Source organism: Thermoanaerobacterium xylanolyticum LX-11 (assembly GCF_000189775.2).
GTDB lineage: Bacteria > Bacillota > Thermoanaerobacteria > Thermoanaerobacterales > Thermoanaerobacteraceae > Thermoanaerobacterium > Thermoanaerobacterium thermosulfurigenes.
This window is the reverse complement of sequence record NC_015555.1, coordinates 259,039-272,548: the sequence shown is the minus strand read 5'-3', so window position 1 is coordinate 272,548 and position 13,510 is coordinate 259,039. Positions and strand designations below refer to the sequence as shown.

The 13,510-nt window shown below is 36.4% G+C and carries 15 protein-coding genes and 1 tRNA gene; 4 read left to right on the top strand and 12 right to left on the bottom strand.

Annotated features, from left to right (window positions below):
* Positions 1-8 precede the first annotated feature (8 nt).
* The 10 genes from THEXY_RS01355 to THEXY_RS01310 form a co-directional block, all read right to left on the bottom strand.
* Positions 9-848, bottom strand: coding sequence for a protein kinase domain-containing protein (locus THEXY_RS01355; RefSeq protein WP_013787072.1), 840 nt, complete (start codon positions 846-848; stop codon positions 9-11).
* Positions 848-1,537, bottom strand: a complete 690-nt coding sequence (locus THEXY_RS01350) for a vWA domain-containing protein (protein WP_013787071.1) — start codon at positions 1,535-1,537, stop codon at positions 848-850. Before THEXY_RS01350 ends, THEXY_RS01355 begins: the two co-directional genes overlap by 1 nt.
* A 61-nt stretch (positions 1,538-1,598) precedes the next feature.
* Positions 1,599-3,950 carry a stage II sporulation protein E gene (gene spoIIE / locus THEXY_RS01345; protein ID WP_013787070.1) on the bottom strand — a complete coding sequence of 784 codons (2,352 nt, stop codon included), beginning with the start codon at positions 3,948-3,950 and terminating at the stop codon, positions 1,599-1,601.
* Between the two features lie 155 nt (positions 3,951-4,105).
* Positions 4,106-4,180 (bottom strand) — tRNA-Glu (locus THEXY_RS01340).
* Positions 4,181-4,240: 60 nt separating this feature from the next.
* Entirely contained in the window at positions 4,241-4,789 is a 549-nt protein-coding gene (locus THEXY_RS01335) for a class I SAM-dependent methyltransferase (protein WP_230197617.1), read from the bottom strand.
* 13 nt (positions 4,790-4,802) lie between these two features.
* Positions 4,803-5,186 carry a DUF302 domain-containing protein gene (locus tag THEXY_RS01330; RefSeq protein WP_013787068.1) on the bottom strand — a complete coding sequence of 128 codons (384 nt, stop codon included), beginning with the start codon at positions 5,184-5,186 and terminating at the stop codon, positions 4,803-4,805.
* The gene (locus THEXY_RS01325; RefSeq protein WP_013787067.1) at positions 5,176-5,922 is read right to left on the bottom strand and encodes a DUF5714 domain-containing protein; all 747 of its coding nucleotides are present in this window, start codon (positions 5,920-5,922) and stop codon (positions 5,176-5,178) included. The genes THEXY_RS01330 and THEXY_RS01325 overlap by 11 nt, the downstream gene beginning before the upstream one ends.
* Before the next feature lie 37 nt (positions 5,923-5,959).
* The gene (gene trxB / locus THEXY_RS01320; protein WP_013787066.1) at positions 5,960-7,228 is read right to left on the bottom strand and encodes a thioredoxin-disulfide reductase; all 1,269 of its coding nucleotides are present in this window, start codon (positions 7,226-7,228) and stop codon (positions 5,960-5,962) included.
* Positions 7,229-7,250: 22 nt separating this feature from the next.
* Positions 7,251-8,618, bottom strand: a complete 1,368-nt coding sequence (locus tag THEXY_RS01315) for a radical SAM/SPASM domain-containing protein (RefSeq protein ID WP_230197616.1) — start codon at positions 8,616-8,618, stop codon at positions 7,251-7,253.
* Between the two features lie 174 nt (positions 8,619-8,792).
* Complete coding sequence (locus THEXY_RS01310) at positions 8,793-9,449, bottom strand: methyltransferase domain-containing protein (RefSeq protein WP_230197615.1); 657 nt, start codon at positions 9,447-9,449, stop codon at positions 8,793-8,795.
* Positions 9,450-9,589: 140 nt separating this feature from the next.
* On the opposite strand from THEXY_RS01310, the gene THEXY_RS01305 reads away from it, so the two are divergent.
* The 3 genes from THEXY_RS01305 to THEXY_RS01295 all read left to right on the top strand — a co-directional run bounded on the left by THEXY_RS01305 (position 9,590) and on the right by THEXY_RS01295 (position 11,707).
* Positions 9,590-9,910, top strand: a complete 321-nt coding sequence (locus tag THEXY_RS01305; protein WP_013787063.1) for a hypothetical protein — start codon at positions 9,590-9,592, stop codon at positions 9,908-9,910.
* A gap of 122 nt (positions 9,911-10,032) precedes the next feature.
* A complete protein-coding gene (locus THEXY_RS01300) occupies positions 10,033-10,311 on the top strand; it encodes an ACT domain-containing protein (protein WP_013787062.1) in 279 nt (92 codons plus the stop codon).
* A gap of 31 nt (positions 10,312-10,342) precedes the next feature.
* The gene (locus THEXY_RS01295; RefSeq protein WP_013787061.1) at positions 10,343-11,707 is read left to right on the top strand and encodes a PFL family protein; all 1,365 of its coding nucleotides are present in this window, start codon (positions 10,343-10,345) and stop codon (positions 11,705-11,707) included.
* A gap of 120 nt (positions 11,708-11,827) precedes the next feature.
* Here THEXY_RS01295 and menA read toward each other — a convergent pair whose 3' ends face one another.
* On the bottom strand, positions 11,828-12,772 hold the full coding sequence (gene menA, locus THEXY_RS01290) for a 1,4-dihydroxy-2-naphthoate polyprenyltransferase (protein WP_013787060.1): 945 nt from the start codon (positions 12,770-12,772) through the stop codon (positions 11,828-11,830).
* 80 nt (positions 12,773-12,852) lie between these two features.
* Positions 12,853-13,251 (bottom strand): DUF1284 domain-containing protein, encoded by a 399-nt coding sequence (locus tag THEXY_RS01285; RefSeq protein WP_013787059.1) that lies wholly within the window; start codon positions 13,249-13,251, stop codon positions 12,853-12,855.
* A 72-nt stretch (positions 13,252-13,323) separates the two neighbouring features.
* Between THEXY_RS01285 and THEXY_RS12285 the strand changes: the two genes are divergently transcribed.
* The gene (locus THEXY_RS12285) at positions 13,324-13,485 is read left to right on the top strand and encodes a CDIF630_02480 family spore surface protein (RefSeq protein WP_013787058.1); all 162 of its coding nucleotides are present in this window, start codon (positions 13,324-13,326) and stop codon (positions 13,483-13,485) included.
* The last annotated feature ends 25 nt before the right edge of the window (positions 13,486-13,510 follow it).

Here is a 13,510-nt window from a genome sequence, read left to right as displayed (position 1 = left end):
TATATCCCCTACACCGCTAAAATCATAAGTAAAATGAATATCATACCCATTATGAAAAGAATGTAATTTAAATACATTGACGCCTTTTCACTAAAGCAGCCATTTTTAAAATTGACATACAGTTTATTTATATCGTACGTGCCATTAAGCGCCTTCATTATGGCAATATAAAATTTTCCAAGCCTTGCTCTTGATTGCTTTAACACTTCTCCTATCGTGTGGTAATCATGTCTAAATGTCTTGCCCATTACAAGACATACAAAAAGCATCCCTGCTTCAAACGACAGATACCCTGAATCCGCTTTTCTTAAGCCCACTTTCCAACTGGCTCTGTCAAATTCAGGTGTAAATTCTTTTACGGTATCATCTTTAGCAGATGTTGAGCCATAGTCAATAAGCACTATACGCTTTTTTACCTCATCTATCATAACATTGGATGGTTTTAAATCTGTGTAAAAAATGCCTAATCGTTTTAATCTAAGCAAAACATCTAAAATTTCAGTAAGTATGTATGAAGCATTCTCCAAATCAATACCTGATTTAATCAATCTATCAAGGCTATATCCCTCTATGTACTCCAAAACTATATAATGATACATTTTATTATACAATAATACATCATCTAAATCAAATACGTGTGGAGCAAAATCGCAATTTTTCAATGATGTCAACACTTTGTGCTCTCTCGTGATGCTTATTAAATCTTCACTTATCTTAAGCGCATATTTTAAATTTTCCTCGTCGTGCACAAGGTATACGTTGGCTACACCGCCATGACCAATTTTTTTCTCGACTACGTATTTCCGTCTATTGTGTATGCCTGTCAAAACATAGCCATTCTCAAGCATTAACCGATACCTCTTATAGATTCAACTTCTGTGTCAAAAAGCGATGTAGCCAGCTTTATCGCATGGTAAGTAGGGGTATTTCCACCTGCCTTTAAGTTCTTAAGATGAGCTTCTATATCATTTATCTTCGATGTAAATGGACATATAACCTTCGCATAAACATCATTGCCATATGGAAATCCTATTAGGCAAAACTGGCTTTTGCCCTTTCTCACTTTCATGGTGCTTAGAAGATCCATTACTCCATTCACTGCTTTTTTCAATTTTCTTGCCATACTTCCACTTAAGTCCAGCAAAATTGCGCATCTTACATCTGAAATATCAAGAAGTTTATCGATGTATTCTACGATTTGAGACCGCAATACAGGATGAAGTCCTTCTATATTTTTCCCTATGAGTTTCATCAATTCGCTATCTAAGGTATCGTACAAAGTTTTTTCGGCTGATTTTTGCGTCACCATCGATAAAGACCTTATAAAGTCATCTGAATAAATTATGTCATACACCCCACCACCGGAACTTGCAATATCTTTTATCTCTTTTATAGACAGCTTTCCGTCGTCAACGATACCTATAGAACTTACTCGAATTCCCTTCCTATACGCCAAAAAAGCTGCATCTGCTGGATTCCCACCGACATTTGATTTGCCGTCTGTAACGACGATTATCTGTTTTATCAAAATCTCCAAAATCAAATCCCTCCATAAGATTTTTTATTATTTTTGCCATCTTATGGAAGGATTATTCAGCTTACAATCGCTTTTTCCAAACTTTTACCGTAAGCACTGTCATGTCGTCTTTAGGCTTGTTTTCACAAAGCTCAAGGCATTTCTTCATTATAGCTTCAGCCATGTCCTGAGGATCCTTCAAATCAAGGTTTCTTAAAAATCTTGCCATGCTTTCTTCTTTGTTACCATCAAAGCAGTCTAATACCCCGTCTGTCGTCAAAATCACAAAATCACCGTCATTTAACTTCCTATCGTGAATGTCTGCATCGACGTCTTCCAAAATACCGATAGGCAGTGAACTGGATTCAATCACATCCACATTTTTTCCGCTCTTTATAAATGTGGCTGAGGCGCCGATCTTTATAAACTCTGCATCTCCCGTAAACAAATCTATAAACGATATGTCAACTGTCGAGAACATCTCCTCTGCTGACCTTAATGCCAGAATAGAATTTATAGTTTGTACAACTAAGCCTTTATCGAATCCCGCCTCAATGAATCTTTCCAGCAAGGATATTGTCGTACTGCTTTCAGAAGCTGCTCTTAAGCCAAATCCCATACCATCGCTTAAAGCCGCCATGTACTTTCCGCCTTCCAGTTCCATGAAAGAGTATGTGTCACCAGATATTTTATTGGCGCTTTTACTGATTTTGCTAATGCCTGTGGATACTTGATAGCTTTCAGCTCTTGTAAGAGTCAAGCTGCACCTCCCTTTATTATTTATAGAACACAAAGTATTTTTCCGCTCGTACTTCTCCCCCATAATCTCTGATACAGCCGGAATAATTTTTTTCTCGCATTCTTTAGCTGCATAACAGGCTTTCTTGTATATCTTTATCACCACATTTCCGTCTCCCGCATCGTAAACTATGGCGTCGTCTACAGGTATCCCTCTTTTATCCAATTCTACAAGCAGATACTGTTCAAGATCATCTTTGAAAGTGATGTCCATGCTTATATCGTCAGCCATGTTTGATATAACTGAGGAAATGCCTTTTAACTGGTTTGAAACAATATTCTTGGCATCTTTAAGCCTTTCCCTCCACTGCATGTTTATCTTGTAAATCATGAGATTATGCCTCGTACAATTAAGAAGCTCAGGAAACCTTATGCACTTTTTATAAAGCTTGTTGCTTTCAACATTTCCTGTTCCTTCCAGACTTTCTACTAAATCAAACATGCTTTTATATGTAAAATAAAAATCTTTATCCCAGCACATTTTGTACATAGCACAATCAGTACATGTCTTATTGGCTATTTCTTCAAAAAGATATGATATATCCTTGTGATCTAAGATCTTCTCATTTGCCTTTTTAAAGCTTTTCCCTAACTCGTCGAACACTTCGGCATACTCTTTTAATTTATCAGTCACCACTTCTTTAAGTTTTACACTGTAGCTTCGCTGCAATGAACCTTTATCGCCTTTTACAATTGAAACAAGATGATCCAATCTTTTTTTAGGAACAGATAAAAATACTAAAGAAGCTAAAGCAAAATCGTAAGGACTGATAATCATATTTGCAAATCCATTGACGTAAAATGTCATAATGGCAGCAGCAGTAAAAAATCCCAATGTAATTCCCAATCTGCCAAGTTTTTTCATGCTTCCAGACAAAAGTCCTGTAAACCCGTATAATCCTACAGATGTAGGAGTATTTGTAAGAGCAAGGCTTCCAATAAGACCAATGGTAGTTCCTACGCTGGCACCCGTGCCTACACCACCTATGTACGAACTCATCAGTATAGTAAGTATGCCAAATGAGCTATTTAAGTTAAATCTCCACACCTTTATATTATCAAGGCCTAAGATAAAAATACTTAACAATATACACAATGATATGATTTCTTCGTTTGATATGACTTTTCTGTTTGAGCTACCCAAGAGTAAAATTGCCTGATTAAATATGAATACCATTAACATGGCTATGACAGATTCGTAAATAGACGTCATTACGTCAAACAGCAAAAATCCATACGCTTTGCTGTATATGAGGTCTACTAAAAGCAGCGAGAAAAATGTTATCAACGCCACTTTAAAAATATTTTTGCTTTTAACTTTTAATAGATATTCAAAAGCCAATATCAAAACCAAAACGATTAGATATTTGATGCTATTGATACCGGGTAAAGACAATACTCCAAGGTAGACTCCAATTCCTGACAAAAAGTACTTTCTCTTTTGCATTAAGAGAGATGCAAAATACGCCACACCAAACGGAATAAGGTTGTCCATTATTTGTGCACGACCTATGACAAAACCTATCAATGCAAAAATTAAAGCATTGAATATAAATTTTACATTGTCTTTTTGCAATTTTTCATTGCTTTCTTTTCTTCCTATCCTTGAGTAAGGAAGAATATCAGCACTCTGCATATTTACCACCACCATTTTTTTGATATGATTATAACATCCAATATAAGGTAAAATTTGTAAATATATGGTGGTAGCTTAAATTTTTTTGACGACATTTTATATAAATAAAATAAAAAAAGCTACAATTTTGTAGCTTCCTTCGTAATATTCAAATTTGGTGACCCCGACGGGATTCGAACCCATGTTACCGCCGTGAAAGGGCGATGTCTTAACCACTTGACCACGGGGCCTAAGACATATCATATTTTATCATATTTTGTAGATTTGTCAACAACCAAATTTATCCTGATTTATTTTACTCCGTAAAATATGTCGATAAATTCTCCTTTAGAAATCTCACCTACAATATTGTGCTTATCTTTAAGGTAATTTACTACATCGTAAATGTCTATTTTTGCTTCATGATGGCTTCCTCTTTGCCTGTGAGATTCGGCAACTCTTTCCTTGCCTACATCGTTAAGCTCTGTTATCAATATCTTGCCGCCTTTTCTCAGTACTCTCACCATCTCATCAATGGCAACATTATAGTCGCTCATGTGGTGCATTGCATTGTAAGATGCGACAACCTCAAAAGATTCATCAATAAACGGCATCCTATGTGCATCACCATGCACAAACAAGATTTTGCCTTCCACATCTTCATTGCTTATGATTTCTTTAGCTTTTTTTAGCGTGTCAATATTGTACTCTAACGACACCACATCATAGCCGTACCTGGCCAATGCGTAAGCCATACGTGCTCTACCAGTACCTACGTCCAGCGCAAACACATGTCCTTCACCCAATAGATCTAAAGCCCGTTTCAAATCTGATTCAATATCAATTGCCAACTGTATCACCTCTAATGTTATTCTACAGCACATCTATGGCTTTTTTCAACTTATCAGCAACTTCTTCTGCAATTTTAGACAATTTTTCATCATTAGAAGGCAATGCCTTTAAAGGATCAATTGCCGATACAACTACACTGCCATCGCTTTTTTCGTACACAATCACATTGCAAGGCAGCAAAAGCCCTACTTCGGGGTCAATGTTTAATACCTCGTAAGCATAAGTGGGATTGCAGGCACCAAGTATGACGTAGTTCATCATATCCTTGCCTATTTTCTTTTTTATCGTATCTTTCATGTCAATCTCTACTAATATTCCAAATCCTACGCCTTTCAAAGCTTCTTTAACCTTTTCCACAGCTTCAGCAAATGAATAAGCCACTTCTTTAGTGATGTCAAGACCCATATTTCACACTCCTTTCTGACTTTTCCACGTCTCTGTACTTGCACATATAATAGCATTCCCTGTTTCTCTTTGAGTAATTACAATCATCTGTCCTTTCAAAAGTTGTAGGAAATTTGACATTCAATTCTTTTTCAAAAAATTCTACTGCTTCTTCTATTGATATCCTTGTACATTTCTTACAACATCTGGCACCACCAGCTTCACCGATGCTTTTAAGGGCACTTGCAACAGCTAAATGTGCCTTAGTCCTTTTAAGAGGTGTAAGAGGTGTAGCTTTGTAAATGACGGAAATAGCAACACCGATTCCAATACCCGCACCACAGGCACCATAATAACCACATGCTCCGCCAGGAATCTCTTTCCCACGGTTTACGGCCTCTAAGATATCCTCGTCAGAAACTTTTCCTGTCAAATTTTTGTAAGCCGTGACTATTGCTGCAGGAACCAATGCATGATGTTCTGGTCCATGCATTGGTATCCTGCTGTCTGACATGATATTTTCCACAATCTCCATAGGGTCTTTAGAATCTGTAGACAGACAATAATCCTTTATGACCTCAATGCCGTCCTTTGCGTGACATTTGTCGCAAACGTAGTGCCCATCCGTACAGTGGGCAAGAGTTAATTCTTCTATACCACAGTATTCGCATCTTTTCAATACTGGCTTTTCTAAATACATGAGCGGCTTCCCACATATCATGCAATTTTCCATGTACTTTGTCTCGCAGCACTCCATCATTATCTCCTTTCATACTTTTTAAAAGTATGCAAAATCACAGCTCCTGTATATACCTTTCTGCGCTTACAGCAGCAACGGCTCCATCTCCTGCTGCAGTGACAACTTGCCTTATCTTTTTATCTCTTATATCACCAGCAACAAATACGCCTTTCACATTTGTCATTAGATCCTCATCTGCTTTGATGTAGCCATATTGATTTAACTCAAGTATTCCCTTGAATATGTCTGTCTTAGGTGTAAGACCAATGTAGACAAATACGCCATCAACTTCTATATCTTTAAGTTCACCTGTCTTTAGGTTCTTGTACGTCAGAGATTTAAGCATTCCATCTCCATTTGCCTTTACAACGTGAGACTCCCAAATAAAGTTTATCTTAGGATTGGTAAAGGCTTTTTCTTGCAGCACATTTGAAGCTTGTAAATTATCGAATTCGTGTATAACCGTTACCTTGTCAGCGATGTTTGCAAGGTACAATGCTTCCTGAATGGCAGAATTGCCTCCACCTATTACAGCCACGTGTTTTCCTTCATACATTGCACCATCGCATATTGCACAATAGTGAATGCCTTTTCCTCTGAATTCAGCTTCTCCTTCTGCAGGAAGCTTTCTTGGCTGCGCTCCCATAGCTATTATAACAGCTTTAGGATAGTATATCTTGTCCTCTGTTCTTACAAATTTCTCATCGTCAGTAAGCTTAATCTCAAATACTTCTTTTAAATCATCAATGATTGCACCAAAGCTTTCTGCCTGTTTTCTCATGTTTTCCGTCAATTTCTTTCCTTCGATCTGACCTTCTGTTCCAGGATAATTTTCTATATAATATGTGTTTGCTGCTTGACCGCCTGTAGTTGCTTCATCTATGACAACCGTCTTCAAGTTTGCCCTTGCTGAGTACAAAGCAGCCGTAAGACCTGCAGGTCCTCCGCCCATTATTAGAACATCGCACTCAACCTTCTCTGGCTCTTTGTCCAAAAGTGAAAAACCTATCACCTTTTCTACTGCCTTGCGAAGATCTGGCTTTGAAATATATCCATTTAATCTCTCACCAGTTTCTTTACCGTCTCTAAAGAACAAAAGTGTAGGGCTTCCTTTTACGCCAAGGCTTAATGCTAAATCTTTATTGCCTTGTCTGTATATTTCAACAAATTCCATGTGATCTTTATATACATCGGCTAATCTATGAAATATCGGTTTTAGTTGGGCACACGGTGGACAATCAGTAGAATAAAAATCTACTACAACTGGCTTTTTAGAATTTAAAACAACCTCTTCAAATTCATTAGCATTGATTTCTCTTACCATAAATACATCCTCCTTAAAATTTTTAATCTTGAATTAATACTTCATCTCTGTAATACTCAACACCTAATTCATATAATTTTTTTATGTCTCTACAATCAGGAGATAATATACTGCCATTTCTTTCATTCGCGACGACTCCACAGCCACCGCCGCAAACTAAACTTACAGGGCATTCTTTGCACTGTGGTATATTTAAGACGTTTCTCTCTTTCCACGGCAAAACTTTATCATCAAAAATCCTTCTCTCAGGATAAAAAGTACCTAAGCGATAATCTTTCCTACCGCAGCTTGCAGTACATCCATATATATCGCCGTACAAATCGTAAAGCCATTCTTTTTTGCCAGCAGGACATGTATCAAATGTAGGAGAATACATAGTACCTGAAACAAGCACATTTCTCATGCCTTTAAAATCTGGTTTATGAAATTTTTTAAGTATTGAATACTTTTTAGATAGCTCTACAAATGTAGCCCACTGCTCCACTTGTGACATAAGGCTTTGATGGTTTAAGGAACATTCGAAAAGCTCATAATTCCTGCCTATCTGCGTCTTAAATTTAGTACCATCCAGATTGAGATACCCTTTTTTATCAAGAATTTCTGCCAATTCCGGCAGATAAGAATAATTGTCTTTATCAACCACAACCCTTAAATTCACAGGCATGTCATTCTCGATTAGGCTGTCAATTCCCAATAGAATCTTTTCAAAACTATCTCCACCGCCTAATAGCTTTCTTCGCCTGTTGTGGACTTCCTTAGGCCCATCAAGAGTTACCTGTATTTCTTTCACATTCCCTTTTTTAAGGATGTCTATATACTCTAATACATTGTAACCATTAGTAACTGCAGCTATCTCATAACCGTACAGCTTGCTCTTTTCTACAATATAATTAATAATGTCTTTTTGAACATCTGTGTCTATAAAAGGCTCTCCACCAAAGAGCGTAATGTACGGCCTTACCTTCTCCAACTTAAACCTATCATTTATATCATCAAAAAAGGCATCTACAGCCTCTTTCGTTATTAAATCTTTCTTTGTTGGTATTCCTCTTTCGTAGCAATAGATGCAAGAAAAATTACATCCATACGTTGGCACCAGCAATATCTGTGTTGGCGATTCATCCATTATCTCCTTAAATTCTTCATACGCTTCTTTTATCCTTATATCCTCATGCTCTTTTTCTTCATATACATATCCTCTGTCAATGACGTAATCGAGAAAATCGATGTCGTAAACATCCTTACCCGATTTTATATCATAAAGCTTATCTACCTCATCTTTTGAAGCAATATCTGAACTACCTGATAGCAAATTTAAAATAATAAAGTCATTTTTCTCTTCACTAAAAGGTAGAATCATGTTATACTTACTAAAGTACAATAAAATCACTCCTTAATTTATGCGGTAGAAATTCTACCGCATTTTTTTAGTCATGGCAGCCTACAACAAGCTTCGATGACTTTGAGCAGCATTGTGCAACACTGCTGTTTTGTGTTGTGCAGCAATTTGAATTCTTATTTGTTACAGCTTTCACCTAAATCACCTCCTTTTAATGCAAGATATCTACCTTTTAATACCTTTGATTGTTATACTTGCAACTGGATATCCATTTTTCATGTATTCACGCTTTTTAAGATATTCTATTTCTTTAAAACCTGCATTGTTTATGGCTTTTATATAATCTTCCTCCGGAATAGCTCCGCCGAAGCAGTCAGCCCAAGCTTCAGGGTCATTTACAATCTCATCTGGAAGTCTATCTTTTGACACCACGTCTGAAACAATAAATCTTCCACCAGCTTTAAGAACCCTGTAAATTTCTTTATAAACTCTCTCTTTGTCTTTTGCATGATTTATCACACAATCGCTTATGACAACGTCAAACTTTTCACTTTCAAGTGGTATGCTTTCAACATCTCCTACAACAAACTCAGCATTCTTTATATTAAGCTTCTTTCTGTTTTTTTCAGCTTCTTCGATCATTTTTTCAGTAAGATCGAGACCTACTGCAATTCCTCTTTCACCTATTATCTTTGCAGCATTTAAAACGTCATTTCCTCTGCCACATCCTAAATCAAGCACATTTTCTCCTTCTTTTAAATCTGCCAAAACGATATTCTTGCCGCCACAGCTTAAATTGTCATCTTCTTCAGCTAATTTTTCGTATCTATTTATTATGTTTTCTTTCGCTTCCATCTCGTCACCACCTTTTATTAAATGCATCATATATCCCCTAGATAGGGGGTGGTACTAAATGATAGTATACCACAATAATTTAACAAAGTAAATACAAAACAAAAGAAAGAAAACGCATTTTATAATTAAATCTATTATGTGGAATATTAGAATGTGGAGGTGTTTTTATGAAAATAACGGCCGTATTCCCTACTCAAGGTATGGCAAGCGCATTAGTCGACAGTTTAAAAAAGATGGGTTTCGATCGAAAAGACATGATCATAACAAATATGAAAAAATCTGTGCAGGATATGGATTTTATGGTTGACAATGCTATAGATATAAAGTCAGAAAGAGAAGGCTTAGGTGAAAAAAGACCTTATACGGACTTCTATATTGATGACGCTGACTCCGGAATACTCATTACAGTCGAAGCACCTAAGAAAGAAGTGTCTAAAATAAGAGAGACAATGGAACAATGCGGTGCAACAAACATAATTCAAAAGTGATATAAGGTGGGGATATGCTTCATTTCCCCACTTCATTTCTTTGAGATTTTATTATCATATATGTATTGCACGAAAATTCATCATATAGTATACTATGTACAAATATGGAGGGAGTGTTTATCATGAGTGAACAAAAAGCCATTATATCCGTAATCGGTGTCGACAGAGTAGGCATAATTTACAATGTATCAAAATTATTAGCCGAAAACAACATCAATATCTTAGACATCAGCCAAACGATATTAAAGGACATCTTTACAATGATCATGATAGTTGATATAAAAAATTCTTCAAATGACTTTAACAACTTAAAAGAAGAACTTAAAAATTTAGGCGAAAATTTAGGAGTCAAAATCGACATTCAGAAAGAAGACATATTTAGAGCAATGCACAGATTATAGACATGATGTTTTATTGAAAGGAATGATTAAAATGGGCTTTGCTTTTGAAGAAATAGAAGAAACTATAAGGATGGTCCAATCAGAAAAGCTTGATATAAGGACAATAACTATGGGCATAAGTTTAAGAGATTGCTCAGGAGACAATGCAGACACAATTGCTGAAAAGATCTACGATAAAATCACAAAAAAAGCCGAAAATCTCGTAAAGGTAGCCGAAGAATTAGAATCTGAATTTGGCATTCCTATTGTCAATAAGCGCATATCTGTGACGCCTATCGCCATCGTTGCAGACAATATTGAAAAAGATGAGTTTATTAAAATAGCTTCGTCACTTGATAAAGCTGCAAAAAATGTAGGGGTAAACTTTATAGGCGGATATTCTGCTTTAGTACATAAAGGATTTACAGATGGAGACCTAAACCTTATAAATTCAATCCCTCAAGTTCTCAGTGAAACAGAAAGAGTTTGTTCATCTGTAAATGTAGCAACGACTAAAGCAGGTATAAACATGGATGCAGTAGCTTTGATGGGAAAAATCATAAAAGATACAGCGTATCGAACAAAAGAAAACGACGGCATAGGTGCTGCAAAGCTTGTAGTATTTTGCAACGCACCAGAAGACAACCCATTCATGGCAGGGGCTTTTCACGGCGTCGGTGAAGGTGAATGCGTCATAAACGTAGGTGTAAGCGGACCAGGTGTGGTATTGGCAGCACTTTCAAAGCTTCCAAAAACCGCCGATTTCGGCCAAATTTCGGAGACAATAAAAAAGACGTCATTTAAGATTACCAGAGCTGGTGAACTCATAGGGCGTCTTGCGGCACAAAGGCTAAACACTTCGTTTGGAATACTCGATCTATCTTTGGCTCCAACGCCAGAAACAGGTGATAGCATAGCAAACATACTTGAATCAATGGGACTTTCAAAATGCGGTTCACATGGTACAACGGCTGCACTAGCACTTTTAAATGACGCCGTAAAAAAAGGCGGTGTGATGGCATCATCATACGTTGGAGGTTTAAGTGGTGCATTTATACCTGTAAGTGAAGACGCTGGAATGATAGAAGCTGTTGAAGCAGGCGCCTTATCATTAGAAAAACTTGAAGCCATGACATGTGTATGCTCAGTTGGCCTTGATATGATAGCAATTCCAGGTGACACACCTTATGAGACCATATCAGCCATAATAGCAGACGAAATGGCAATAGGCATGATAAACAAAAAGACAACTGCCGTAAGAATCATCCCAGCACCAGGCAAAAAAGAAGGTGACCATGTAGAATTTGGCGGACTTTTAGGCCATGCACCTGTTATGAAAGTAAACAGCTTTTCACCGAAAGATTTTATAGAAAGAGGCGGAAGAATCCCTGCACCACTTCACAGTTTAAACAATTAGTGATAAGCATGAAATAAATTTTCATGCTTTTTGTGCCACAGTTGTTTATACATTGCCTTTTATATTTGCTTTTTGCTGTATTATGGAGCAAGAAAATTTGAAAAAAGGAATTTGTGATGGCTATAAAATCAATCCCAGCCCTAATGCGATTATCTCAGCAATATTCATCACTAAAAAGTTTTTGACAGACAGTGGAAACGTATCTTTCTTTGTCTGGACTTTGTAAAATTTTCTCATATTTTTATTTACAGGCGCAAATGTCAACAATACAATAAGCCCCAATAAAGGCAGCACCTTTAAAATCACAAGAGCCACTATGTCGATGTATGAAATATAGTATAAAGCCTTAAATAATTTTAGGGCTTTTTCTTTTCCTATGTATATAGGCAGTGTATAGCGCCTGTTTTCTAAATCGTCCTCAATATCGCATATGTTGTTTGCCAACATGATATTGGCAATCCCCATCACTGCCGGTAACGACATGAAGAAAATTTTTAGTACAACAAGCACATTAAACCATATATTTAAAATGCCATCGCTGTATGTAACATAAGCTATATTTTTGTCGTATACATGGATAAAAACAGATAAAAATACAATTACAAAGCCCATAAAAAATCCTGAAAAGATTTCTCCCAGTGGCATCCTGGATATAGGTATAGGTCCAAATGAATACAAAATACCAACTGCAAATGACATCATGCCGATTAGAAGCACCACTAAGTTTGTACGCAAATACAGTGCAAATCCTGACACAGATGCTACAAGAAGAAGTACAACTATAGTTATTACAACAGTTGTCTCAGATAGATTGTCCCTTACAATTGCATTGTGCTTCTCATAATTATACCCGTAAGTTTTATTTGCCTTTTTATAATCCATATAATTATTAATTGCGGTAGTAACCATGTCAAACGATATTAGGGAAATAAACATAATTAAAAAATTAACAACTTTGAATTCATGAAAAGCATACAATGCATACACAGTCCCCAGCATAAACGGTGTCACGCTGGCAGCCTTCGTCTGTATCTCAACTAATTTTAAAAAGCTCCTTACTGTCATATTATTTCCACTTCCTCCTTTTTCCCTTTTGATTTTATTTTAACATCAAATCACAATTAAAAAAATACCAACATTTCTAGTCATCTCAAATTTTTCAATCCATCCACACAATACCCATATTCTTTCCAACTACAATTACGGCATATATCATTCATAATATCTTCAGTCATAAATAACTTTATATTAGTCGCAATCTCGCTATATTTCATGGATTCTCCGGGTCTTGTTTGAATGACTTTGAGTACAGCATTATCCATCTCTTTAATGCTATCTCTATGATGTTCATTTTTGCACACGCCAGATAAATTATTGGGACATTTCTCGCAAATGTTATCCACACTATCCACAAGCTTTATCAACACATCATCATCATTTTTAAGCTTTTCAACGACTTTATCCATGTTTTTGATAAATTCCTCATCATATCCCAATCCTTTAAAGCCTAACATACACAAAAAATGATGACCTCTTATAATCATGTAAAAACCCCCTAAAATTTGCATAATAAAATAGTACACAATGATTATACTACATTTTAAGGAGTTGATATTATGATAAGAAAAAGCAAAAAATATTATAAAGAACCTATTGAAAAGCATGAAACAGCCTCATGGGCAAACATTAAAGAAAACGCCAGCAAGGCAAAAGTGCCTATCCCAAATGAGATAGAAGTCATAAACGCAAAAGAATGGGTAGATGAAAACGAAAAGTAAAAGTATGGCCTCAGCAACCGAGGCC

Bases quoted from the DNA above. Each gene is read 5' to 3' on its own strand.
- menA (WP_013787060.1), bottom strand. From the start codon at position 12,772: ATGACAGTAAGGAGCTTTTTAAAATTAGTTGAGATACAGACGAAGGCT.
- THEXY_RS01300 (WP_013787062.1), top strand. From the start codon at position 10,033: ATGAGTGAACAAAAAGCCATTATATCCGTAATCGGTGTCGACAGAGTA.
- spoIIE (WP_013787070.1), bottom strand. From the start codon at position 3,950: ATGCAGAGTGCTGATATTCTTCCTTACTCAAGGATAGGAAGAAAAGAA.
- THEXY_RS01285 (WP_013787059.1), bottom strand. From the start codon at position 13,251: ATGATTATAAGAGGTCATCATTTTTTGTGTATGTTAGGCTTTAAAGGA.
- trxB (WP_013787066.1), bottom strand. From the start codon at position 7,228: ATGGTAAGAGAAATCAATGCTAATGAATTTGAAGAGGTTGTTTTAAAT.
- THEXY_RS01295 (WP_013787061.1), top strand. From the start codon at position 10,343: ATGGGCTTTGCTTTTGAAGAAATAGAAGAAACTATAAGGATGGTCCAA.
- THEXY_RS01325 (WP_013787067.1), bottom strand. From the start codon at position 5,922: ATGGAGTGCTGCGAGACAAAGTACATGGAAAATTGCATGATATGTGGG.
- THEXY_RS12285 (WP_013787058.1), top strand. From the start codon at position 13,324: ATGATAAGAAAAAGCAAAAAATATTATAAAGAACCTATTGAAAAGCAT.
- THEXY_RS01310 (WP_230197615.1), bottom strand. From the start codon at position 9,449: ATGCATTTAATAAAAGGTGGTGACGAGATGGAAGCGAAAGAAAACATA.
- THEXY_RS01355 (WP_013787072.1), bottom strand. From the start codon at position 848: ATGCTTGAGAATGGCTATGTTTTGACAGGCATACACAATAGACGGAAA.
- THEXY_RS01305 (WP_013787063.1), top strand. From the start codon at position 9,590: ATGAAAATAACGGCCGTATTCCCTACTCAAGGTATGGCAAGCGCATTA.
- THEXY_RS01330 (WP_013787068.1), bottom strand. From the start codon at position 5,186: ATGGGTCTTGACATCACTAAAGAAGTGGCTTATTCATTTGCTGAAGCT.